The sequence below is a fragment of the Hydrogenophaga sp. UC242_53 genome, from assembly GCF_042696965.1.
In the GTDB taxonomy this organism is placed as follows: Bacteria; Pseudomonadota; Gammaproteobacteria; order Burkholderiales; family Burkholderiaceae_C; genus Hydrogenophaga.
The window spans coordinates 4078784-4099978 of the sequence record NZ_CP170552.1 but is presented as its reverse complement, the minus strand read 5'-3'; the positions used below and the strand labels follow the sequence as shown (position 1 = coordinate 4099978).

The 21195-nt window shown below is 70.2% G+C and carries 20 protein-coding genes and 3 pseudogenes; 8 read left to right on the top strand and 15 right to left on the bottom strand.

What is annotated here, in order from left to right:
* Window positions 1–12: 12 nt before the first annotated feature.
* Window positions 13–924 (top strand): DMT family transporter, encoded by a 912-nt coding sequence (locus ACFJI0_RS20630; RefSeq protein WP_382322143.1) that lies wholly within the window; start codon window positions 13–15, stop codon window positions 922–924.
* Between the two features lie 41 nt (window positions 925–965).
* Here ACFJI0_RS20630 and ACFJI0_RS20625 read toward each other — a convergent pair whose 3' ends face one another.
* The 3 genes from ACFJI0_RS20625 to tsaB all read right to left on the bottom strand — a co-directional run bounded on the left by ACFJI0_RS20625 (window position 966) and on the right by tsaB (window position 3205).
* Window positions 966–1808, bottom strand: a complete 843-nt coding sequence (locus tag ACFJI0_RS20625) for a uracil-DNA glycosylase family protein (protein WP_382322142.1) — start codon at window positions 1806–1808, stop codon at window positions 966–968.
* Window positions 1805–2293 (bottom strand): ribosomal protein S18-alanine N-acetyltransferase, encoded by a 489-nt coding sequence (gene rimI / locus ACFJI0_RS20620; RefSeq protein ID WP_382325755.1) that lies wholly within the window; start codon window positions 2291–2293, stop codon window positions 1805–1807. Before rimI ends, ACFJI0_RS20625 begins: the two co-directional genes overlap by 4 nt.
* Window positions 2294–2434: 141 nt before the next feature.
* Complete coding sequence (tsaB, locus tag ACFJI0_RS20615) at window positions 2435–3205, bottom strand: tRNA (adenosine(37)-N6)-threonylcarbamoyltransferase complex dimerization subunit type 1 TsaB (RefSeq protein ID WP_382322141.1); 771 nt, start codon at window positions 3203–3205, stop codon at window positions 2435–2437.
* A 128-nt stretch (window positions 3206–3333) separates the two neighbouring features.
* On the opposite strand from tsaB, the gene dacB reads away from it, so the two are divergent.
* The gene (gene dacB / locus ACFJI0_RS20610; protein ID WP_382322140.1) at window positions 3334–4881 is read left to right on the top strand and encodes a D-alanyl-D-alanine carboxypeptidase/D-alanyl-D-alanine-endopeptidase; all 1548 of its coding nucleotides are present in this window, start codon (window positions 3334–3336) and stop codon (window positions 4879–4881) included.
* 167 nt (window positions 4882–5048) lie between these two features.
* Here the strand turns inward: dacB and ACFJI0_RS20605 are convergent, their stop codons facing one another.
* The 3 genes and pseudogenes from ACFJI0_RS20605 to purE form a co-directional block, all read right to left on the bottom strand.
* Window positions 5049–6065 (bottom strand): L-threonylcarbamoyladenylate synthase, encoded by a 1017-nt coding sequence (locus ACFJI0_RS20605; protein WP_382322139.1) that lies wholly within the window; start codon window positions 6063–6065, stop codon window positions 5049–5051.
* Between the two features lie 8 nt (window positions 6066–6073).
* Window positions 6074–7315 (bottom strand): 5-(carboxyamino)imidazole ribonucleotide synthase, encoded by a 1242-nt coding sequence (locus ACFJI0_RS20600; protein WP_382322138.1) that lies wholly within the window; start codon window positions 7313–7315, stop codon window positions 6074–6076.
* Window positions 7312–7801 (bottom strand): annotated as a pseudogene (gene purE / locus ACFJI0_RS20595) (5-(carboxyamino)imidazole ribonucleotide mutase). The gene ACFJI0_RS20600 and the pseudogene purE overlap by 4 nt, the downstream one beginning before the upstream one ends.
* 112 nt (window positions 7802–7913) lie before the next feature.
* On the opposite strand from purE, the gene trxA reads away from it, so the two are divergent.
* A complete protein-coding gene (gene trxA / locus ACFJI0_RS20590; protein ID WP_382322137.1) occupies window positions 7914–8825 on the top strand; it encodes a thioredoxin in 912 nt (303 codons plus the stop codon).
* Here the strand turns inward: trxA and ACFJI0_RS20585 are convergent, their stop codons facing one another.
* From ACFJI0_RS20585 to ACFJI0_RS20575, 3 genes are all read right to left on the bottom strand, one after another.
* Window positions 8826–9734: a phosphoribosylaminoimidazolesuccinocarboxamide synthase gene (locus ACFJI0_RS20585; RefSeq protein ID WP_382153627.1), complete on the bottom strand. Its 909-nt coding sequence runs from the start codon at window positions 9732–9734 to the stop codon at window positions 8826–8828.
* A 129-nt stretch (window positions 9735–9863) separates the two neighbouring features.
* Window positions 9864–10862: a tripartite tricarboxylate transporter substrate binding protein gene (locus tag ACFJI0_RS20580; protein WP_382322136.1), complete on the bottom strand. Its 999-nt coding sequence runs from the start codon at window positions 10860–10862 to the stop codon at window positions 9864–9866.
* Between the two features lie 40 nt (window positions 10863–10902).
* Window positions 10903–12597 carry a long-chain fatty acid--CoA ligase gene (locus ACFJI0_RS20575; RefSeq protein ID WP_382322135.1) on the bottom strand — a complete coding sequence of 565 codons (1695 nt, stop codon included), beginning with the start codon at window positions 12595–12597 and terminating at the stop codon, window positions 10903–10905.
* Window positions 12598–12779: 182 nt separating this feature from the next.
* Between ACFJI0_RS20575 and ACFJI0_RS20570 the strand changes: the two genes are divergently transcribed.
* A complete protein-coding gene (locus ACFJI0_RS20570; protein ID WP_382322134.1) occupies window positions 12780–13607 on the top strand; it encodes an IclR family transcriptional regulator in 828 nt (275 codons plus the stop codon).
* Window positions 13608–13662: 55 nt separating this feature from the next.
* On the opposite strand, the gene fba is transcribed toward ACFJI0_RS20570, so the two are convergent.
* Window positions 13663–14727 carry a class II fructose-bisphosphate aldolase gene (gene fba, locus ACFJI0_RS20565; protein ID WP_382153638.1) on the bottom strand — a complete coding sequence of 355 codons (1065 nt, stop codon included), beginning with the start codon at window positions 14725–14727 and terminating at the stop codon, window positions 13663–13665.
* Between the two features lie 142 nt (window positions 14728–14869).
* On the opposite strand from fba, the gene ACFJI0_RS20560 reads away from it, so the two are divergent.
* Entirely contained in the window at window positions 14870–15442 is a 573-nt protein-coding gene (locus ACFJI0_RS20560) for a phosphatase PAP2 family protein (protein WP_382322133.1), read from the top strand.
* On the opposite strand, the gene ACFJI0_RS20555 is transcribed toward ACFJI0_RS20560, so the two are convergent.
* Window positions 15411–16301 (bottom strand): alpha/beta hydrolase, encoded by an 891-nt coding sequence (locus ACFJI0_RS20555; RefSeq protein WP_382322132.1) that lies wholly within the window; start codon window positions 16299–16301, stop codon window positions 15411–15413. The two genes, ACFJI0_RS20560 and ACFJI0_RS20555, sit on opposite strands and share 32 nt — an antisense overlap.
* 143 nt (window positions 16302–16444) lie before the next feature.
* On the opposite strand from ACFJI0_RS20555, the pseudogene ACFJI0_RS20550 reads away from it, so the two are divergent.
* A pseudogene (locus tag ACFJI0_RS20550) lies at window positions 16445–16807 on the top strand (DUF481 domain-containing protein); the annotation flags it as partial.
* A gap of 22 nt (window positions 16808–16829) precedes the next feature.
* Window positions 16830–17213 (top strand): DUF481 domain-containing protein, encoded by a 384-nt coding sequence (locus ACFJI0_RS20545; RefSeq protein ID WP_382322131.1) that lies wholly within the window; start codon window positions 16830–16832, stop codon window positions 17211–17213.
* 102 nt (window positions 17214–17315) lie between these two features.
* Here the strand turns inward: ACFJI0_RS20545 and pyk are convergent, their stop codons facing one another.
* Entirely contained in the window at window positions 17316–18749 is a 1434-nt protein-coding gene (gene pyk / locus ACFJI0_RS20540; RefSeq protein ID WP_382322130.1) for a pyruvate kinase, read from the bottom strand.
* 229 nt (window positions 18750–18978) lie between these two features.
* On the opposite strand from pyk, the gene ACFJI0_RS20535 reads away from it, so the two are divergent.
* Entirely contained in the window at window positions 18979–19143 is a 165-nt protein-coding gene (locus ACFJI0_RS20535) for a hypothetical protein (RefSeq protein WP_291111955.1), read from the top strand.
* Here the strand turns inward: ACFJI0_RS20535 and ACFJI0_RS20530 are convergent.
* The 3 genes and pseudogenes from ACFJI0_RS20530 to ACFJI0_RS20520 form a co-directional block, all read right to left on the bottom strand.
* Window positions 19133–19852 (bottom strand): DUF1345 domain-containing protein, encoded by a 720-nt coding sequence (locus ACFJI0_RS20530; RefSeq protein WP_382322129.1) that lies wholly within the window; start codon window positions 19850–19852, stop codon window positions 19133–19135. The genes ACFJI0_RS20535 and ACFJI0_RS20530 overlap by 11 nt on opposite strands.
* Before the next feature lie 24 nt (window positions 19853–19876).
* Entirely contained in the window at window positions 19877–20551 is a 675-nt protein-coding gene (locus tag ACFJI0_RS20525) for a sensor histidine kinase (protein WP_382322128.1), read from the bottom strand.
* Window positions 20552–20759: 208 nt separating this feature from the next.
* Window positions 20760–21110: pseudogene (locus tag ACFJI0_RS20520) on the bottom strand (CHASE3 domain-containing protein); the annotation flags it as partial.
* Window positions 21111–21195 lie beyond the last annotated feature (85 nt).

The window sequence follows — 21195 nt, the reverse complement described above, 5'->3', positions numbered from 1 at the left end:
AAGATCACGCCCATGCACGCCCTGTCCCGACAACAACTCGTCCTGCTCGTCCTGCTCACCCTCGTCTGGGGCGTCAACTGGCCCATCATGAAGTTCGGTGTGACGGGTTTTCCACCCCTGACCTTCCGCACCATCTGCATGTGGATCGGGTTGCCGGTGCTGGGCCTGTTCCTGTGGTGGCGGCGCGTGCCCTTCCGCATCCCGCGCGAGCACTGGCGGGAGCTGGCGGTGCTCACGGTGTTCAACATGCTGTTCTGGCACACGCTGGCGATCCTGGCGATCCAGACGCTGTCGAGCGGGCGCGCCGCGATCCTGGGTTACACCATGCCGGTGTTCTCGGCGCTGGTGGGCAGCTGGTGGTTCGGCCAGCGGCTGGCGGGCCGGGCCTGGGGCGGCGTGGCGGCGGCGGCGCTGGGCGTGCTGCTGCTGCTGTGGCACGAACTCACGCAGCTCTCGGGCAAGCCGCTGGGTGTGGTGATGATGCTGGTGGCCGCCGCCACCTGGGCGGTGGGCACGCAGATGATGCGCCGCACGACGATTCCGACGCCCACGCTGACCATCTCGTTCTGGCTCACGGCGCTCACCACGGTGTGGATGACCGTGTTGTCGCTGACCTTCGAGCGCTCGGCCTGGGTCTGGCCCACGCCGGGCATCTGGTGGGCCATCGTCTTCAACGCGCTGGGCGTGTTCGCCTTCGCCCAGGTGGCCTGGCTCTCGCTCGCGCGCGACCTGCCGCCCATCGCCTCCACGCTGTCGGTGATGTTCATCCCCGTGCTGGGCGTCTTCACCGGCGCGTGGTGGCTTGGCGAGGTGCTGCATTGGCAGGACTGGGCCGCCGTCGCGCTGGTGATGGTGGCGATCGCGTCGGTGTTGTGGCCCTCACGCTCCGCCGCTGCGCGGGTCGCTGCCCCCCGAGGGGACTGATCCGGCTTGGGGCGGCCCGGCACCGGATCGCGTGGCCTTCCTCAGGCGTTGTCCAGCGTGTGCATCGCCAGGCACAGGTCGGCCCAGGCCTTGCCCTTGTCGCCGGGGGTGCGCAGCAGGTAGGCCGGGTGGTAGGTCACGATCACCGGCACGCCTTCGTAGCGGTGCACCCGGCCGCGCAGGCGGCCGATGGGTTCGGTGGTCTTGAGCAGCGACTGCACCGCGAAGCGCCCCACGGCCACGATGACCTTGGGCTTGACCAGCGTCACCTGGCGCACCAGATAGGGCTCGCAGCGCGCCACTTCCTCGGGCTGCGGGTTGCGGTTGGCGGGCGGTCGGCACTTGAGCACGTTGGCGATGTAGGCGCCTTGCACCCCCTCGCCCTGGCGGCTGCGGCCCACCGCGCGCAGCATGTTGTCGAGCAGCTGGCCGGCCGCGCCCACGAAGGGTTCACCCTGCAGGTCTTCGTTTTCACCGGGCGCTTCGCCCACGATCATCCAGTCGGTCTGCACGTCGCCGACGCCGAACACGGTGTTCTTTCGGCCCTTGCACAGGCCACAGGCCTGGCAGTTGGCCACGGTCTCGCGCAGCTCGGACCAGTCCATGCGGTCCACGTGGCTGGGGCGGGCGGGAGGGGCTTCGGCGGGCGCGAGCGGCGCGCTGCTCGGGGCTGGGGTTGGCACCGGGCGCGAAGGCGCGGTGACCGGTGGCGCCGCGACCTTGGGCGTCCCGGCGGCGGCCTGGGGTGCCTCCACCACGGGGGCCGCCACGGCCGGCGGCACCGGCCTGGGCGCCCAGACGCGCACGCCCATCTCGGCCAGCATGGCGCGCTGGCGCGCATCGAGCAGCGGAACAAAGGAGGTGTCGAGCACGTCGTCGCTCATCGGGTGCCCCGCGCCGCCATCAGGTTCAGGCTCATGACGATGGCGTCTTCCCGGCGCAGGTGGCCGTCCGGGTAGTAGCCCTTGCGCAGGCCGACCTGCGAGAAACCGTAGCGCTCGTACAGGCGGCGCGCCGCTTCGTTGCTCTGGCGCACCTCCAGCCAGAGCCACTGGGCCTGCTGGCCGCGCGACCACAGCACCAGCGCGTCGAGCATGAAGCGCGCCCAACCCTGGCGCTGGTGGGCCGGCGCCACGGTGATGTTGAGCAGGTGCACCTCGTCCACGCCCGGCATCGCCACGAGGTAACCCAGCAGCACGCGGCCGTCGGCGCGCACGGCCTGCGCCTGTTCACCTGGCAGCGCCTCGCCCAGCAGCAACACCGCCGGGTAGCCGGCCTGCAGCGAATCGTGGAAATGCTTGCGCGACCAGGGGTGGGCGTAGGCCGTGACTTCCACCGCCCGCACGGCGTCCAGGTCGGCCTCGGTCATGGGCTCGAAGGCGATGCGGCGTTCGCGGGTGGCCGGGGGGCGCACGGTGTCCGGCAGTGCGCAGCACCGCCTGCGGGGGCTGGGTGGCGCCGGGGGTCATGGCCCGCAGCAGGGCGTTCACGGTGGTGTCCATCGTGAGCCTCAGGGCGTGACGGCCGCCAAGGCCGCTCTCAGGCGTTCGCGCTCGTCGGTGGTCTGGGCCACCTTGTCGCGCACGTACAGCGGCAGGGCATCGCGCGCGGCCACCGCCGCGCCCGCGGCCAGCAGGCCGGGCGCCAGGCGCAGCAGCGCGGCGGCCGTGGGCAGGGACGGCAGGCGGGTGCCTGGCAGTTCGGCCAGGGCGCTGGCATAGCTGTCGAACACGTTGCCCGCGAGCAGGGTGGCGCCATCGGCCTGAAGGTGTGCGCCCAGGTCGGCCGGCGCGCACAGGCGGGCCGGCGCCAGCGGTGACAGCCCTGCCGGCGCGCAGGCGTAGGTGCGCACGTACAGCTCGCCCATGCGGGCGTCGAGCAGGGCGGCGATGCGCTTGGGCGGGGTCTGGCCGGCGTGCTGGTGGTTCCAGCGGGCCTCTTCGGCCAGGGCGAGGAGGGTGTCGACCGGCAGCACCGGCAGGCCCCGCGGGCGGGCCGCATCCTGCGCTCCGTAGGCCAGGCCCTGGGCCACAGCACAGGCGGTGCGCAGGCCGGTGAACGAGCCCGGCCCCCGGCCGAACACCACGGCGTCCAGGCTGTTCAGGGCCCAGCCCGAGGCATCGAGCAGCTGTTTCACCAGCGGCAGCAGGGTGGTGGACGCCATCGCGCCGCCCGGGCCGCTGTGCTGCCACAGCGGGCCGTCGGGCGCGCCGCTGCCCAGGGCGACCGAGAGGGTGTCGGTGCTGGTTTCAAGGGCGAGCAGGCGCGAGGCGGAAGGCATCCCGGGATTATCGGGCACCGGGTGCCCCCGCTTCCGGGGTGGGGGCGCGCCGCCGGCCATCCACCGCAACGGCCATTCACACAGCCGTGGCCGGTTCTTCCCCCGGTGCCGTTTCATAATGAAACACCATGTTCGATATCGACTTCCTCCGCCGTGTGACCGCCTTGCGCCCGGTGCGCGGGCTGGTGCTGAGCCTGCTGGCCGGCCTGGCGCTGCCCGCGTGCGCCCAGATGGCGGGCCGGAGCGACCCCCTGCCGCCCGCGGTGCTGGGGGCCATGAGCCGGGCCCAGGTGCCGGCCAGCGCGCTGTCGGCGCTGGTGATCTCGGTCGATCCCGACGCCCATGAGCGCCTGCGCCACCGCGCCAGCACCCCGGTGAACCCGGCCTCGGTGATGAAGCTGGTGACGACCTACGCCGCCATCGACCTGCTGGGCAGCGATTTCACCTGGAACACCCGCTTCTACACCGACGGCACGGTCGAGAACGGCGTGCTGCGCGGCAACCTGTACGTGCGCGGGGGCGGCGATCCCAAGTTCGTGCTCGAACGCATCCAGGAGGCCTACCTGGCCCTGCAGGCCAAGGGCGTGCGCGTGATCCTGGGCGACATGGTGCTCGATCACAGCGCGTTCGAGCTGCCCGCGATCGACCCCGGCGCCTTCGACGGCGAGGCCCTGCGGCCCTACAACGCCACGCCCGACGCGCTGCTGGTCAACTTCAAGTCGGTCATCCTGACCTTCCAGCCCGATCTGGCCAACGGCGTGGCCCGCGTGGTCAGCGAGCCGCCCATGGCCGGCCTGGCGGTCGACGCCTCCGTGCCGCTCTCGCGCGGCACCGCCTGCGGGGACTGGCGCGGCACCGTGCAGGCCCGCTTCGACGACCCGAACAGCATCCGCTTCGAGGGCCGCTACCCGCAGGTCTGCGGCGAACTCAAGTGGCCCGTGGCCTACCAGCAGCCCGCGAGCTACGCCGCGCGCGCGATGGAAGGTCTGTGGCGCGCCAGCGGCGGCTCCATCACCGGCCAGGTGCGCGACGGCACCATGCCGGCCGAGGTGCAGTTGCTGCACGAGGCGCGCTCGCTGCCCCTGTCCGAGGTCATCGTGGACGTGAACCAGTGGAGCAACAACGTGATGGCGCAGCAGGTGTTCCTCACGCTGGGCCAGCTGGCGCCGCCGCAGACGGCCACGCCCGTGCTGGCCATGGTGGCCCCGGGTTCGGCCGCCGCCCGGCTGGTGCCCTCACGCCCGGCGCGCTTCGAATACTCGCGCGAGGTCGTGACCGACTGGTGGAAACGCACCTTCGGCCCCCGCATGCCGGGGCCGGTGCTCGACAACGGCTCGGGCCTCTCGCGCGAGGAGCGCATCACGCCCGAGGCGCTGGCGGGCCTGCTGCGCCACGCCGCGCGCCACCCGCAGGGCGTGCAGTTCGTGCAGTCGCTTTCGATCGCAGGCGTCAGCGGCACCGCGGCGCGGCTGGCGCGCGGTGGCCAGAGCGCCGCGCGCGGCAACGCCTGGGTCAAGACCGGCACGCTGCGCGACGTCACCGGCATCGCCGGCTACGTCAACGCGGCCAATGGCGCGCGTTATGTGGTGGTCGGTTTCATCAACCACCCGAATGCACCGGCTGCGCGACCGGCGCTGGATGCCTTGCTGGAGTGGACGGCGTCGTTGCCGGACTGAACCCCGCGTTCACCGCGCCGGAGCGCGACCCGCATCGGATGAAGCAGCCCCGTCCAGGGGCATCAAGGGTCCGGCTCCGCCGGCCCGAGATGCCGTCCCCCCTCGAAGCGCCGAAGGCGCGCCACAGAGGGGGGAAGCCGCAAAGCGGCGCAGGGGGTTGTTCCTCCTCATGCCGCGGCGCGCCTCAGCCGGTCGCGCACGCCGTCCCAGGCTGGGTCTTCCGGTGGCGTTTCCACCCAGATGAGGCGCACGCCGGTGGCGTCCAGCTCGCGCAACACGGCAAAGAGTTCCTGGGCGGCGGCGGCCGCGTCGTCCGGCATGCGCCGGCGCGGCACGCTTCGCGCGGGCTCCACGGGGCTGCGCGCGTAGAGCGCGATGTGCTTCGCGTCGTTGCCCAGCACCTGGAAGGCCGAGCGCAGCTGATGCGCGTCCATCAGCCGCACCTTGGCGCGCGGCGCGTAGTGCGATTCCAGCGTGCCCGAGGCGCGCGGCGCGGCCTCGTCGCGCTCGCGCAGGGGCTGGCCGCAGGCCGCTTCAAGTTGCGCGACGGTGATCATGCCGGGGCGCAGCAGCACGGGGTGGCCGCGCGTGCAGTCGACGATGGTGGATTCGATGCCCACCGGGCAGGCGCCGCCGTCGAGGATCAGCAATTCGTCTTCCGCCAGGCTGGCGAACTCCTCGGCCACGTGCGCGGCGGTGGTGGGGCTCACGCGGCCGAAGCGGTTGGCGCTGGGCGCCGCCACGCCGCTCACGCCGCGCGCGGCGGCCGCGCTCAGCAGGGCCTGGGCCACGGGGTGGGCCGGGCAGCGCAGGCCGACCGAGTCCTGCCCGCCGGCGGCGACCGCAGCCACGCCCTCGCGGCGCGGCAGGATCAGCGTGAGCGGGCCGGGCCAGAAGGCGTGCATGAGCGCGGCGGCAAAGGCGGGGACTTCGCGCGCGTAGTGGTCCACGCCGGCGCGCCAGCCGTGCGCGCCCGGGCCGGGCGCGAGGTGCACGATCAGCGGGTGGTCGGCCGGGCGGCCCTTGGCCTCGAAGATGCGGTGCACCGCCGTGGCGTTGTCGGCATCGGCCGCGAGGCCGTAGACGGTTTCGGTGGGCATGCCCACCAGCGAGCCGTCGGCCAGGCGCTGCGCCGCGCGCTCGATGGCGGCGGGGTCTTGCGCGGACAGCAGCGGCGGTGGCATGGCGCGCCTCAGGCGCCGAGCGCGGGCAGGCCGAGCAGCGCCAGCACCTGCGCGGTGGTCTCGCGCACCTGGGCCACGCTGGCGCCGGTGATGTTGAGGTGGCCCATCTTGCGGCCCGGGCGGGCGCCCAGCTTGCCGTAGAGGTGCAGGTGGGTGCCGGGCAGGGCCAGCACCGCGCCCCAGGGCGGCGACACGGGTGTCCTGCTGGCTTGCGCGCGCACGGCATTGGGCGCGAACCAGAGATCGCCCAGCAGGTTGACCATGATGGCCGGGCTGTGCTGGCGCGGCGTGGGCAGCGGCAGGCCGGCAAGCGCGCGCACCTGGGCTTCGAACTGCGACAGGTCGCAGGCGTTCTGCGTGTAGTGGCCGCTGTTGTGCGGGCGCGGCGCCATTTCGTTGACCACAAGGTCGAGCGCGCCATCGGCGTTCTGCACCACGAAGTACTCGACGCACAGCACGCCCACGTACTGCAGGTGGTTCGCGATGGCCACCGTGCTGGCCTGCGCGCGCTGTGCCAGGGTGGGATCGAGCGCGCCGTCGAAGACCTCGGTGAGGGCGAGGATGCCGTCGTGGTGCGTGTTCTTCTGCACCGGGAAGCTCACGACCTGGCCGTCGGCGCCGCGCGCCACGATCACCGAGCATTCGGCGCGCAGCTGGAGCAGCTTCTCCAGCACGCAGGGCACCTTGTCCAGGTCGTCCCAGGCGGCGGCGAGTTCCTCGCGCGTGGACACGCGCACCTGGCCCTTGCCGTCGTAGCCCATGCGCGCGGTCTTCAGGATGCCGGGCAGCAGATCGGCCGGCACGGCCTTGAGCGAGGCGTCGGTGGTGATGACGGCGTGCGGCGCCGGTGCCACGCCGCTGATGGGCGCGCAGTGCTCGAAGTGGGCCTTCTCCTTCACGCGGTCCTGCGCCACGGCCACGCAGGCGGCGGACGGGGCGACCGGCCGCTGGGCCGCGAGCGTGAGCAGGGCGTGCGCCGGCACGTTCTCGAATTCGGTGGTGATGGCGTCGCAGCGCTGCATCAGCTGGGCCAGGCCCTGCTCGTCGTCGTAGGCGGTCTTGATGTGGTGGTGGCTGACCAGGCCGGCGGGGCTGGCCGGATCGGGGTCGAGCACCACGGTGAAATAGCCCATGGCCTGCGCCGCCTGCACGAACATGCGGCCGAGCTGGCCGCCACCCATCACGCCCAGCGTGGTCTGCTGGCCGCTGTGCACGGAAGGGTTGCCGGGGAGAAGGGTCTTGAGGCTCATGCGGGCAGGGTCATCGCGCGGGCGGCGGCGGTCTGTTGGGCGCGGAAGGTGTCGAGCTTGTGGCGCAGCTCGGGGTCGTGGCTGGCCAGCAGGGCCACGGCGAACAGCGCCGCGTTGGCCGCGCCGGCCGCGCCGATGGCGAAGGTTGCGCACGGGAATGCCCTTGGGCATCTGCACGATGCTGTGCAGCGAGTCCACGCCACTGAGGTGTTTGCTGGCCACCGGCACGCCGAGCACCGGCACCACGGTCTTGGCCGCCAGCATGCCCGGCAGGTGCGCCGCGCCGCCGGCCCCGGCGATGATCGCCTTGAGCCCGCGCCCGGCGGCCGCCTCGGCGTAGGTGAACATGTCGTCGGGCATGCGGTGCGCCGAGACCACGCGCGCCTCGTGCGCGATGCCGAAGTCCTGCAGGATCTGCACGGCGTGCTGCATGGTGTCCCAGTCGCTGCTGGAGCCCATGAGCACACCCACTTGGATGGAGTTCATGACGGTGCCTCTGGCCGGTGCGCCCCCCGCGGGGGGCTGGAGCGGTCGCGCGCATGGCAGGGCATGGCGTCTCCGGTAAAGTGTGGATTTTACGTTTGCCCAGGCCGCTCCCATGATCAACGTCACCGTCGCCAACTTTGAAGCCGAGGTCATCGAGGCTTCGATGCACACCCCCGTGCTGGTGGATTTCTGGGCCCCGTGGTGCGGCCCCTGCAAGGTGATCGGCCCGCTGCTGGAGAAGCTGGAGGCCGATTACGCCGGCCGCTTCAAGCTGGTCAAGATCGATTCCGACCAGGAGCAGCAGCTCGCCGCCGCCTTCGGCATCCGCAGCATTCCCACCTGCGTGCTGCTCATGAACGGTCAGCCGGTCGATGGTTTCATGGGCGCGATGCCCGAGGGCCAGATCAAGGCCTTCCTCGACAAGCACCTGCCCCCCGGCGGCGACGAAGCCGAGGCCGAGGCGGTGGAGCCCGATGCGCAGGACGCGCTCGCCCAGGGCGATCTGGACGGCGCGCTGGAGAAGATGCGCGAGGCGGTGCAGGCGGCACCGGACAACGACGACGCGCGCTTCGACCTCGTGAAGCTGCTGCTGGAGATGGGGCAGGACGACGACGCCAAGGTGGCGTTCGCCCCGGTGATCGCCAAGGCCGCGGGCGTGCGCCGGCTCGACTCGCTGCAGCGCTGGATGGCCGCGCGCGATGCGCAGGCCGAGGTGGCCGACCCCGATGCCCGCGCGGCGGAGCTGCAGGCCGCCATCGCCGCCAACAAGCGCGACTTCGAATCGCGCTTCGCGCTCGCGCAACTGCTCATGGCCTACGGCCAGTGGACGGCGGCCATGGACGAACTGCTGGAGATCCTGATGCGCGACAAGGCCTGGAAAGAGGAGCTGGCGCGCAAGACCTTCATCGCCATCCTCGACGTGATCGACCCACCCAAGCCCAAGGTGGCCGAAGGCCAGGTGCCGCCGGAAGACCCGACGGTGGCGACCTACCGCCGCCGCCTCTCCAGCGTGGTTCTCAGCTGATCAGTTCATGAGGCGCGTGAGCGCCTCCTGGTATTTGGCGGCGGTCTTCTCGATCACCTCGCGCGGCAGGCGCGGCGCGGGCGGGGTCTTGTCCCAGGGCTTGCCGCTGACCTGCGCGGTCTCCAGCCAGTCGCGCAGGAACTGCTTGTCGTAGCTGGGCGGGTTCTGGCCCACCACGTAGCTCTCGGCCGGCCAGTAGCGCGAGCTGTCGGGCGTGAGCACCTCGTCCATGAGCACCAGCTTGCCGGCCTTGTCCAGGCCGAACTCGAACTTGGTGTCGGCAATGATGATGCCCTTCTTCAGCGCGATCGCCGCGGCCGCCTTGTAGAGCGCGATCGACACGTCGCGAATCTGCGCGGCGAGTTCGGGGCCGATCATCTCGACCGTGCGCTCGAAGGTGATGTTCTCGTCGTGCTCGCCCATGGCCGCCTTGGCCGCGGGCGTGTAGATGGGCTCGGGCAATTGCGAGGCGTTCTGCAGGCCCTCGGGCAGCTTCACGCCGCAGACCGAGCGGCTTTCCTGGTACTCCTTCCAGCCGCTGCCGGCCAGGTAGCCGCGCACCACGGCTTCCACCGGGATCGGCTTGAGGCGCTGCACCAGCATCGAGCGGCCGGTGACCTGCGGCACCTCGGCGGGCGAGACCACGCTCTCGGGTGCGTCGCCGGTGAGGTGGATCGGGCAGATGTTCAAACCCTTGGGGCCGAGCTGGTCGAACCAGAACAGCGAGAGCCGGGTGAGCAGCTCGCCCTTGCCGGGGATCGGTTCGCCCATGATCACGTCGAACGCGCTGATGCGGTCGCTCGCCACCATCAGAATGCGGTCGTCGCCCACGGCGTAGTTGTCGCGCACCTTGCCGCGCGCCAGCAGGGGCAGGGAGGTCAGGGCCGAGGTGTGCAAGGCAGAGGTCATGATCGGATCGGAAAAAAGCAGGACAAGAAAAAAGCCCGTTGAACAGCCAACGGGCTTTGAACCATTCCGGGAGATTATCGCAAGTTGGCGGCGGGATGGGGCCGAAAGTCGAGTCCGCCGGTGCGGCGCCTATTTGGCGGCGAGCCCCAGGCGCTCGATCAGGGTCTTGTCCTTGGCGTAGGTCTCGGCCGCCCACTTGCGGTAGTCGTCGCCGCTGCGGTACCACATGGCCTGGTTGAGCTGGCCCAGCACCTCGATGTGCCTGGGGTCCTCCATGGCCTTCTTGAACGCATCGTGCAGCACCTTGGTGACGGCCGGGTCCATGCCCTTGGGGCCGGCCAGGCCATAGGGCGAGGTGGACACCACGCCGTAGCCGAGCTCCTGCGCGGTGGGCACCTCGGGCCAGCGCTGGGTGCGCTGTTCGCCGAAGGTGACCAGCAGGCGCATCTGGCCGCCGTCCACGTACTTGTCCCAGCCGCTGGCGTCGCTCTGCGCCATCACATGGCCGCCGAGCAGGGCGGCCTGCAGGTCGGCGTTGCCCTTGAAGGGCACGTGCGTGAGCTGCACCTTGGCGTTGCCGGCCAGCTCTTCCATCAGCAGGTGCGGGCTGCTGCCGGTGCCGGTGGAGCCGTAGTTGATGGCGCCGGGCTGCTTGCGCGCGGCCTCGATGTAGTCCTTGAAGGTCTTGTAGGGCGAGTCGGCCTTGACGGTGAGGCCGAAGGTGTAGCCCGAGACGCCGATGATGTAGGTGAAGTCGGTCAGCGGGTCCCAGTTGGTCTTCTGCATGTGCGGCATGCGCAGCAGGCCGAGCGGGAACTGGGCGATGGTGTAGCCATCGGGCTTGGCGGTTTGCGCCATGGTGCTGGGGCCCAGGGTGCCGCCGGCACCGGGGCGGTTCTCGATCACGATGGGCTGGCCCAGGTGTTTGCTGGCGATCTCGGCGAGCGCACGCAGGTGGCGGTCGGTCGAGCCGCCGGCGGGCCAGGGAATGATCATGGTCACGGGGCGGTTCGGGTACGCGGGCGATTGCGCCTGCGCGAGGCCGAACGGGGCCAGGCCCGCGCTGGCGGCGCTGGCCAGCAGCAGCGCGCGGCGGCGCTTCGAGGGGGGTGATGAGGGGTGTTGCATGCCTTGTCTCCTTCTGTGGTGATGCCGGGTGGGCGGTTGCTCAGGAGGGATGGGGTGTCTGTGCGTCGCGCGCGGCCTGCTGCGCCTGCAGTTCGCGCCACATCACCTTGCCGCTGCCCGAGCGGGGCAGCGTTTCCACGAATTCCACGATGCGCGGGCTCTTGTAGGCGGCCATGTGGCCGTGCGCCCAGTCGATCACGTCCTGTTCGCTGACCTGGCCCCGCTGTCCAGGCCGCAGCACCACCAGGGCCTTGACGGTCTCGCCGCGGCGCGCGTCGCGCACGCCGATCACGCAGGCTTCCTGGATCGCCGGGTGGTGGTACATGAGCGCCTCCACCTCGGCCGGCCAGACCTTGAAGCCGCTCGCGTTGATCATGCGTTTGAGCCGGTCGGTCATGAAAAAGTAGCCTTCTTCGTCGACGTGGCCGAGGTCGCCGGTGCGCAGGAAGCGCTGGCCGTCGATCTCGATGAAGGCCTCGCTGGTGGCCTGCGGGTTGCGCCAGTAGCCCTGCATGAGCTGCGGCCCGTGCACCACGATCTCGCCGGTCTCGCCGGCGGGGCGTTCGGTCAGGGTGTCGGGGTCGAGCACGCGCGCGTCCACGTCGAACACCGGCAGGCCCAGGCACTGGGGCTTGGGCCGGTGCGTGGGGTTGATGTGGGTGGCGGCCATGGTCTCGGACATGCCGTAGCCCTCGATGTAGTCCTGCCCGGTGAGCGCCTTGAGGCGCGCGGCCACCGCGTCGGGCATGGCCGCGCCGCCGCCGCGCACGCAGGCCAGGCTGGCCAGGTCGAACTGGTCGAGCTGCGGGTGCGCGAGGAAGTCGATCACCATGGTGGAGATCGCCTGCCACATCGTGACGCGGTAGCGCTGCATGCAGATCGCGGCGACCTCGCGGTCCCAGCGCGAGAGCACCACCAGGGTCGCGCCCGCGTACAGCGGGCCGTTCAGGCTGCCGGAGAGGCCGGTGACGTGGAAGAAGGGCAGCACCGAGAGACAGACCGCGTCCTGCGAGGTGCCGAACCAGCGCACGCCGCCGACCAGCGTGCTCATCACGCTGCGGTGGGTGTGCATGCAGCCCTTGGGCAGGCCGGTGGTGCCCGAGGTGTAGGGCATGGCGCAGAGGTCGTCGGGCCCGGTGGTCAGCGGCCCGGGCGCGCGGGCGGCGGCCACCATGTCGGCCCAGGCCACGAGGCCGGGGCCTTCGATGGGTGAGCGCGGCGCGACCACGAAGTCGGGCACGCGCAGTTCGGTGGGCACGCGCAGGTGGTCGCTGTAGGTGGCGACCACGAGGTGGCGCAGGCCTTCGCCCTCGGCCTCGGTGGTGAGCAGCGGTCGCAGCTGCGGCAACAGGTCCTGCGCCACGAAGGCCGCCTGCGCGCCGCTGTCGCTGAGGCAATGGCGCAGCTCTTCCTCGCGGTTCATCGGGTTCACCGGCACCACCACCGCGTTGGCGCGCAGGATGCCGTAGAAGGCCAGGGCCCATTGCGGGCTGTTCTGCATGCACAGCAGCACGCGGTCGCCCGGCTTCACGCCGCACACCTGTTGCAGGTGCCCGGCGATGTGCTCGGCCTCGCGCAGGAAGCGCGCGTAGCTCAGCGGCGTGTCGTAGAAGACGATGAAGGGCTTGTCGGGAAACCGCGTGGCCGAGACCTCGAGGTTGTAGAAGAGGTTGGTCTGCGGCAGCGTGAGTTGCCGGGGCAGGCCGGGCGGCCAGTGGGCCGTTTGCGAGGGCATGGTGTTTGATTCCGCTTGGCGGAAAACAAGAAGATGAAGATCAATATACGGTCCACGCCTTGGCCGTGTAAATGCCATTCAGGGAAACCGAGCATCCGGCATCCGACGAAAGAGCCTCAGAATTCCGATGCGCGGAATACGGGAGGTGCCGTATTCCGATCTGCAGAAAAAGGAGACATCCCATGGGGCGCCAGCGCCACACGCCAGCGACCCCGCTGGCCGACATCGATCCCGCCGAGGACCGCCGTTTCGTCACCGCCCTGGCGCGCGGGCTCACGGTGCTGCGCAGCTTCGGCCCGTCGGACCGCTGGCTCGCGCACCAGGAACTCGCGCGCCGCACCGGGTTGCCGCAGGCTACCGTCTCGCGCCTCACGTTCACGCTGACCAGCCTGGGCTACCTGCGGCACCGCGCGGCCACTGGCGAGTACGCGCTGAGCCCGGCGGTGCTCTCGCTGGGCTTCAGCGTGTTGTCCAACTTCCAGGTCGGGCGCATCGCGCGGCCGTTCATGGAGACGTTGGCCGAGCACACCCAGGCCGCGATCTCCTTGGGTGTGCGGCATGGCACCTCGGTGGTCTATGTAGCGCACTGCCGCAGCACGGCGCGCCTCATCCTCGGGCTGGACGTGGGCACGCGCCTGCCGTTCGCCGAGACCGCGATGGGGCGTGCGATCTGGTGCGCCACACCACCGGGCATGCGGGCGCTGATCGCCGGCCGGCTGCAGGCGGAAAACGCGGCGCTGTGGCCGGTGCGCGAAGCCGGGCTGCGGCGCGCCGAGGCCGACCACGCCGAGCGCGGCTGCGTGACGTCGGAATCCGAATGGGAGAGCGAGATCGCCGCGATCGGCGTGGGCATCGACCTGGGCGACGGCCGCGAGCCGCTGGCGCTCACCGTGGGCGGGCCGGCCTCGCGCCTGCAGGGGGCCTTGCTGCACGAGAACTTCGGGCCTGCGCTGGTGCGCTCGGGCCGCGAGATCGTGGCGGCCATCCAGGCCGCTGCATGGGAGGATTGAGCGCCATGAAAAACGCCACCGGCGGTGGTGGCGTTTTCGAGGGAGCGGTGGACGCTCAGTTCACGAGCTGGGCGAGTTCGCCCTTGGCGTACTTCGCCGCGACGACCTGCAGGCTCTCGCCCTTGATCTTGCTGCCCTGGCCTTCGCAGCCGAACTCCAGGTAACGGGCCTTGCAGACCTGCTTGGCGGCTTCGCGCGCGGGCTTGAGCCACTCGCGGGCGTCGAACTTGTCGGGGTTCTCGGCCAGGAACTTGCGCACCGCGCCGGTCATCGCCAGGCGGATGTCGGTGTCGATGTTGATCTTGCGCACGCCGTGCTTGATGGCTTCCTGGATCTCCTCGACCGGCACGCCGTAGGTCTCCTTCATCTTGCCGCCGTACTGGTTGATGATGGCCAGCAGCTCGGCCGGCACGGACGAGGAACCGTGCATCACCAGGTGGGTGTTGGGAATGCGCTTGTGGATTTCCTTCACGCGGCTGATCGCCAGGATGTCGCCGGTGGGCTTGCGGCTGAACTTGTAGGCGCCGTGGCTGGTGCCGATGGCGATGGCCAGGGCGTCGAGCTGGGTGGCCTTGACGAAGACGGCGGCTTCCTCGGGGTCGGTCAGCATCTGGCTGTGGTCCAGCTTGCCTTCGGCGCCGATGCCGTCTTCCTCGCCGGCTTCGCCGGTTTCCAGGTTGCCCAGGCAGCCGAGCTCACCTTCCACGGTGACGCCGACCTTGTGCGCCATGTCCACCACCTTGCGGGTCACGTCCACGTTGTAGTCGAACGAGGCCGGGGTCTTGCCGTCTTCCATCAGCGAACCGTCCATCATCACCGAGCCGAAGCCCAGGTTGATCGCGCCTTCGCAGATCTTGGGCGAGGTGCCGTGGTCCTGGTGCATCACCAGGGGGATGTGCGGGTAGGCCTCCATCGCGGCCTGGATCAGGTGCTTGATGAAGGGCTCGCCGGCGTATTTGCGGGCGCCGGCGCTGGCTTGCAGGATCACCGGCGCGCCGACTTCGTCGGCGGCGGCCATCACGGCCTGCACCTGTTCGAGGTTGTTGACGTTGAAAGCCGGAATGCCGTAGCCGTTGGCGGCGGCGTGGTCGAGCAGTTCGCGCATGGAAACGAGCGCCATGAGATTCCCCTTAATCAGTTGGTAACCGTGGTGTAACCCGGCATTTTAACTTTCGACCTGTTGGCCGGAGGTGACGGACTTGTGTCATTTCACACGCCCTTAATGTGCGCCGGCCAGACTGGGTCGAACTTTCCACCCTGCCATGACCCAACTCGACACCCTGCTTTTCCTCTGGATCAACGCCACGGCCGACACGCCGGCCTGGCTGCTCGCGCTGGCGCGCTGGGTGTCCACCGACCTGCCCGCCCTGGCGGTGCTGGGCCTGGTGCCCCTGCTGCTGTTCGGTCCAACCGGGCGCCGGCAGTTCCTCGGCATGTGCCTGGCGATGGTGCTGGCCTGGCTGGCGGTGCGCGGCATCCGCGAAACGGTGCACGTGGCCCGGCCCTTCGAACTGGGCCTGGGCGGGCAGTGGCTCGAACATGCGGCGACGGCGAGTTTTCCCAGCTTTCATGCGGCGGTGGCGGGCGCCTGGGCCCTGGCGCTCACGCTGTTCGCACCGTCGCGCCCACGCCGCTGGCTGGCCGTGGCGGGCGGGGTGGCGCTGGCCATCGCCTGGAGCCGGGTGTTCCTGGGCCTGCACTTCGTGTCGGACATCGCCGTGGGCCTGCTGCTGGGGGCGGCATGCGCGGTGACGGCCCGGCAGGGCTTCGCGTGGCTGGCGCGGTGCCGCGCCGCCTGGCCGGTCAGGCCGGTGGCCGGTTCAGGAAACCGCTGACGCGATCCAGCACCGGCGCCAGTCCGCGCAGCGGGCGTGCCATCGCACCGATCAACGTCGTGTGGTTGACGCGGTCCAACAGCTCGACGTCCACCGGCGTGCCTCGCCTTTCCAGCGCCCGAGCCATGGCGAGCGTGTTGCGCTGCGGGTTCACCAGGGTGTCTTTCCGGGCGGCCAGCAGGAGCACGCGCCGGGGCGTGGCATGGCCCGCGTTGGCGTGGAACAGGGGCTGCGAGTCGGCCGGCGTGTGGGGCCATTCGAAGGCCACCTGCACCTGGGGATTGCCGATGGGCAGGAAATCGTAGGGCCCGGCCAGGCCCACCCAGCCGGCCAACTGGCGCGGGGCCAGGTCCACGCGCGCCAGCCAGCGAGGGTCGAGCGCCAGCATGGCCGCGTTGTAGGCGCCCGCGCTGTGGCCCACCACGAAGACGTGTTCGCGCGAGGCGCCGAACGACGCCGCGTGGTCGGCGGCCCAGCGCACCGCGTCGGCGCCGTCCTCCAGGAACACCGGGTAGCGCACATCGGGGCTCAGACGGTAGTCGGCCACCACGGTGACGATGCCGCGCGAGGCCAGGGCCTCGCCGACGAACCGGTAGTCCGCCCGGTCGCCGCTGCTCCAACTGCCGCCATAGAAGAACACGGCGAGGGGCGCGGCGGTGATGGCAGGGGCGGGGATGTACACGTCGGCCCGTTGGCGCGCGTGGCTGCCGTAGGCCTGGTCGCGCAGCACCGTGTGCGTGTCGCTGCTGACGGTGGCATTGATGAGGCGCAGCGGCGAGCAAGCCTGCAGCCACGGCAGCAGCGCGAGCGTTGCCAGCAGGCGACGGCGTGGCGTGGGGATCGGTGAATGGGTGGTCATTCGGGTTTTACGCGGCCGGGCGGTGGGTGGATTCAAGGCGAATCGAAACCTTTCGTCACAAAACACGGGGAACTGCGGCCCCGCCAAGGCGAACCCTCTTAAGGATCACTTTGCCATTCCGGAACAACAAGAAAGGACTCGCCATGCCCTGCCGCCCCCTGATCGCGACACTGACCGCCGTCTCGGCCCTGCTCGCGCCAGCGCTCTCGCAGGCCCAGGTCACGCTCAAACCCGATCGCCAATGGCGCTACCTGCTGACCGCCGGCGCCAACATCTCCTCGGGCAACAACAACGCCGGCACGCTCAACCTCGCGGCCGAGGGCGCGCGCGAGACCGACGACGACAAGTGGACCTGGGCCGCCAAGGCCGACCGCGCGCGCAGTTCGGGCGTGGACACCACCGAGCGCTACGGCCTGCGCACCCAGTACAACCGCGACTTCTCGGTGGACTGGTTCGGCTTCGGTTCGGGCGAGCTGCTGCGCGACCGGCTGGCCAACATCTCCAGCCGGACCTCGGTTGCGCAGTGGTGTGGGCCGGCACGTGTGGCAGGAGGAGCGGGGCTTCTTCGACGTGTCGGTCGGTCTGGGCTACACCTACGACCGCTACATCCGGTCCACCGACATCGCTGGCGCCATGCGCGACCGGTACGGCCGCCTGGAGCTGGTGCTGGCGGAGGAGTCCAGCCACAAGCTCACCGAGACCACCAGCCTGCGCCAGAAGTTCTCGCTGTACCCGGACTTGCGGGATTCGGGCAAATACCGCGCCGTGCTGGACACGGGCCTCACGGTCGCGATGACACAGACGCTCAACCTGTCGGCGGGGCTGAGCTACCGCTACGACAGCGACCCCGGGACCAACCTCAAGAAGGCCGACACGATGTTCGTGACCGGCGTCTCGCTTCGGTTTGACTGAGTAGGCGCTGCCTTTGCGCAGGGCACACGAGGATCCGGCTTTGCCGGTCCCAGGGTGCGCCCCCCTTGAGGGGGACGCGCGCAGCGCGGCGGGGGGGCTCGCTTAAGCCGCGCGGCAGATCTTGAGCGTGTTGGTGCCGCCGGGCTGGCCCATGGGTTCGCCCACGGTGATGGCGTAGACATCGCCGGTCTGCACGATGCCGCGCTTCTTCAGGTGCGCCTCGGCGTCCAGCAGCGCGGAGTCGCGATCGGTGCTGTTGTCCATGAGCAGCGGTCGCACATTGCGATAGAGCGTCATGCGGCGTTGGGTCGAGAGGTTGGGCGTCATGGCGTAGATCGGCATGCGCACGTTGTGCCGGCTCATCCACAGCGCGGTGGAGCCCGAGTCGGTCAGCGCCACGATGGCCTTGGCACCCAGGTGGTGGGCGGTGAACAGCGCGCCCATGGCGATGGACTGGTCGATGCGCTTGAAGGTCTTGCCCTGGAAGTCGGCAGACAGTTCGCGGTACTCGGCCTTTTCGGCTTCCGAGCAGATGTCGGCCATCTCCATCACGGTTTCCAGCGGGAAGCGGCCGGCGGCGGTCTCGGCGCTGAGCATCACCGCATCGGTGCCGTCGAGCACCGCGTTGGCCACGTCGCTCACCTCGGCGCGCGTGGGCACCGGGTTGACGATCATGCTCTCCATCATCTGCGTGGCGGTGATGACCACCTTGTCCATTTCGCGCGCAAGGCGGATCATGTGCTTCTGCAGGCCGGGCACCGCCGCGTTGCCCACTTCCACCGCGAGGTCGCCGCGCGCGACCATGATGCCGTCGGACACCTTGAGGATCGCGGCCAGTTCGGGGATCGCCTCGGCGCGTTCGATCTTGGCGATCAGCGCCGGTTTGTGGGCCAGGGCGGCGCCAGCCACATTGCAGAGCTGGCGGGCCAGTTCCATGTCGGTCGCGTTCTTGGGGAAACTCACCGCCACGTAGTCGGCCTTCAGGCCCATGGCGGTCTTGATGTCGTCCATGTCCTTGGCGGTCAGCGCGGGGGCGGTCAGGCCGCCGCCCTGCTTGTTGATGCCCTTGTTGTTGGACAGCTCGCCGCCGAGCTTGACGGTGGTGTGCACCGCCGGGCCGACCACCTTGTTGATGGTGAGCACGATCAGGCCGTCGTTGAGCAGCAGGGTGTCGCCGGCCTTCACGTCGCGCGGCAGCTCCTTGTAGTCCAGGCCCACGCCCTCGATGTCGCCGGGTTCGGTGCGCGAGGCATCGAGCACGAAGGGCATGCCCGGCTCCAGCATGACCTTGCCCTGGGCGAACTTGCCGACGCGGATCTTGGGCCCCTGCAGGTCGGCCATGATGCCGACCTCGCGGCCCGCGCGCTGGGCCGCCGCGCGCACCAGTTCGGCGCGGTCGATGTGGTCCTGGGCGGTGCCGTGCGAGAAGTTGAGCCGGACCACGTTGACACCGGCGCGGATCATCCGCTCCAGCAGGTCGGGGTCGCTGGAGGCAGGACCCAGGGTGGCAACGATCTTGGTGGCGCGCATGGACATGATGGAAGCTGTCTCCAGAAGGGGCCGCGAGGCCGGTTTGTAATTTGGTTTCAATTATCCGTGAAACCAGTTACACGCTGGTTACAGGCCGCCGCCTGTCGCTTTTGTAGGACACGTCCGACACCCCAAGCCGCCGTTGTCCGGTGGGGCGGCGGGCCAGCCGTCCCTACAGTGGAACCACGCGCGAAGGATGCCCTCTGGAACGCCGAAGCCATTCACGGAGGACCTCATGCACATGCCCGCACCTGCCATCGTGGGTTACCTCGCGACCCTGGTGATCGCCGTGTCGGCGGCAGCGGTCCATCCCTGGTTCGACGTCGAGGCCCATTTCGTGCGGGCCGTGGCGGGCATGAACACCGCCGTCTCGGCCCTGGCCACCACGCTCACGCCTTGAGCCGGGCGGCTCTCAGCGCCCGGCGCTGGCGAACACGTTGACCGCCGTGGCGCAGCACGATCAGATTGAACGCGAACGACAGCAGGGCGTGCACCAGCGTGAGGTGCCGCATGCCGCGGCTGCGGATGCTCACGTCGGACACCTGAGAAGTCATGCCGATCACCGCGCTGTAGTACAGCAGGTCGAGGTAGTCCGGGTCCTTGCCGTCGGGAAAGCCGAGCCCCCGGTCCGGCGTGTCTGCACTGCCCTGGCTGCGGTAATACACCCGCGCGTAGTGCAGCGTGAACACGCCCTGGATCAGCAGCCAGGCCCCGGCCAGCGACAAGGCCATGAGCCCGAGGCTGGACGCGCGCTGCCAGCCTTGCAGCGCCTGTGTGGCCTGTACGTTCATCGCCACCGCCACGAGGCTCGCGCAAGCCGCGGCGGTGACCAGCACGAACAGCATCGCGGCACCCGGGTCTTCGCGTTGCGCGCGCTGCTGGGTGGCGGTTGCGTCCAGCCGCGCGGCGAGGTGCCAGACCAGACCCACGTAGGTGGCGCAGTACACGATCCAGGCCATGAGCCAGGGGGCGGGGCCGGGGAGGGAGGCCCAGGTGGCGCTGGCGGCGCCCACGAGCACCGCCGGCAGCAAGGCCACCGCCTGCCGCTCCCAGGCCGTGAGGTGGGTCAGCCGGTGCGGCAGCGGGTGGGTGGGCCGTGAGCGGGACATGGGCCGGCGGGCAGGGCGGCGCGTTCAGGCCGGATCTGCGGCGGGGGTGTCCACGGTCTTCGCCGGCAGCTCGGCCTCGACCAGGGTGCCCTGGCGCGGCTCGCTGTGGACGTGCAGCTGGCCGCTGTGCGACTCCACCCGCACCCGCATGCCCAGCAGGCCGTGGTGGCCCGCCGGCACGCTGTCGATGTCGAATCCCTGGCCGTCGTCGCGCACCGAGACGCGCACCGTGCTGTCCTCCTGGGCCAGTCCCACCCACACGCGGTGGGCCCGCGCGTACTTCTGGACGTTGGTCAGGGACTCCTGCACCAGCCGGTACACGGTGAGTTCCGCGTCCTTGCCGAGTTCGACCGGCGAGAGGTGCATCTCCACCTCGATGCCCATGCGGCCGGCCGCGTCCTGGCAGAGCATTTCCAGCGCGGGGATCAGGCCCAGCTGGTCCAGCGAGGACGGCCGCAGGTGTTCGATGATGCGCCGCTTCACGGCAATGCCCTCGGTCAGGCGCTGTTCGATGCTGGCCAGGCGCTCCAGCGCCGGGGGCGGCAGGGCGGGCACGCGGCGCAGGCGCGCGATGTCGAGCTTCATCGCGGTGAGCAGGCCGCCCATCTCGTCGTGCAGCTCGCGCGCCACCCGCCCGCGCTCGTCTTCCCGGGCGTTGACGTGGTGGCCGGCCAGGTTGCGCAGTGCGGTGGTGCGCAAGGCCACCTGCGTGCGCCAGCCGCTGGTGTTCCTCGGACTGGCGCCGGTCGTTGTCGCGCAACTGGCGCATGAACAGGATCAGCGCCACCCAGGCCACCAGCACCAGCAGGTGGATCGCCAGCCGGTTGATCATCATCGCGTCGTAGAGCGATACCCGCGCCGTCTTCTGGATCGCGGCGGCGCGTTCGAGCACGAATTCGAACTCCTGGCGCAGTTCGGCATAACGCAGGCGGCCCTGGTCGCTCACGGCGAGTGTCTGGGCATCCATGCGCCGGCCCTGCTCAGTCATGCTCACCCACTGGTTCAAGGTGGCCGTGCGCTCCTCGATCCGCTTGCGCACGTTCACCACCGACACGGTGCGCTTGGGGTCCAGCTCTTCCAGCCGCTTGAACGCATCCTGCTGAACCCCCTCCATCTCGTTGATGGCCTCGCGGTAGTTGCTCAGGTCGGCCTGCTGGGCGCTGAGCATGAAGGCGCGCACCGCGACCTCGGCGTCGGTGAGGGCCTGCAGGGTGCGGGCGGCCTGCTGGCGCGCATCGCTCAGCGTGATGCCCTGCATCAGCGTCGAACGCGAATGCTGGTAGCTGGCTTCGTTGACCACCAGCATGATCAGCGCCAGCGCCAGGATGATGGGCATCCCGAAG

Excerpts from the sequence above, each read along its gene's own strand:
- ACFJI0_RS20630 (WP_382322143.1), top strand. The coding sequence starts at position 13 with ATGCACGCCCTGTCCCGACAACAACTCGTCCTGCTCGTCCTGCTCACC.
- ACFJI0_RS20625 (WP_382322142.1), bottom strand. The coding sequence starts at position 1,808 with ATGAGCGACGACGTGCTCGACACCTCCTTTGTTCCGCTGCTCGATGCG.
- rimI (WP_382325755.1), bottom strand. The coding sequence starts at position 2,293 with ATGACCGAGGCCGACCTGGACGCCGTGCGGGCGGTGGAAGTCACGGCC.
- tsaB (WP_382322141.1), bottom strand. The coding sequence starts at position 3,205 with ATGCCTTCCGCCTCGCGCCTGCTCGCCCTTGAAACCAGCACCGACACC.
- dacB (WP_382322140.1), top strand. The coding sequence starts at position 3,334 with ATGTTCGATATCGACTTCCTCCGCCGTGTGACCGCCTTGCGCCCGGTG.
- ACFJI0_RS20605 (WP_382322139.1), bottom strand. The coding sequence starts at position 6,065 with ATGCCACCGCCGCTGCTGTCCGCGCAAGACCCCGCCGCCATCGAGCGC.
- ACFJI0_RS20600 (WP_382322138.1), bottom strand. The coding sequence starts at position 7,315 with ATGAGCCTCAAGACCCTTCTCCCCGGCAACCCTTCCGTGCACAGCGGC.
- trxA (WP_382322137.1), top strand. The coding sequence starts at position 7,914 with ATGATCAACGTCACCGTCGCCAACTTTGAAGCCGAGGTCATCGAGGCT.
- ACFJI0_RS20585 (WP_382153627.1), bottom strand. The coding sequence starts at position 9,734 with ATGACCTCTGCCTTGCACACCTCGGCCCTGACCTCCCTGCCCCTGCTG.
- ACFJI0_RS20580 (WP_382322136.1), bottom strand. The coding sequence starts at position 10,862 with ATGCAACACCCCTCATCACCCCCCTCGAAGCGCCGCCGCGCGCTGCTG.
- ACFJI0_RS20575 (WP_382322135.1), bottom strand. The coding sequence starts at position 12,597 with ATGCCCTCGCAAACGGCCCACTGGCCGCCCGGCCTGCCCCGGCAACTC.
- ACFJI0_RS20570 (WP_382322134.1), top strand. The coding sequence starts at position 12,780 with ATGGGGCGCCAGCGCCACACGCCAGCGACCCCGCTGGCCGACATCGAT.
- fba (WP_382153638.1), bottom strand. The coding sequence starts at position 14,727 with ATGGCGCTCGTTTCCATGCGCGAACTGCTCGACCACGCCGCCGCCAAC.
- ACFJI0_RS20560 (WP_382322133.1), top strand. The coding sequence starts at position 14,870 with ATGACCCAACTCGACACCCTGCTTTTCCTCTGGATCAACGCCACGGCC.
- ACFJI0_RS20555 (WP_382322132.1), bottom strand. The coding sequence starts at position 16,301 with ATGACCACCCATTCACCGATCCCCACGCCACGCCGTCGCCTGCTGGCA.
- pyk (WP_382322130.1), bottom strand. The coding sequence starts at position 18,749 with ATGTCCATGCGCGCCACCAAGATCGTTGCCACCCTGGGTCCTGCCTCC.
- ACFJI0_RS20535 (WP_291111955.1), top strand. The coding sequence starts at position 18,979 with ATGCACATGCCCGCACCTGCCATCGTGGGTTACCTCGCGACCCTGGTG.
- ACFJI0_RS20530 (WP_382322129.1), bottom strand. The coding sequence starts at position 19,852 with ATGTCCCGCTCACGGCCCACCCACCCGCTGCCGCACCGGCTGACCCAC.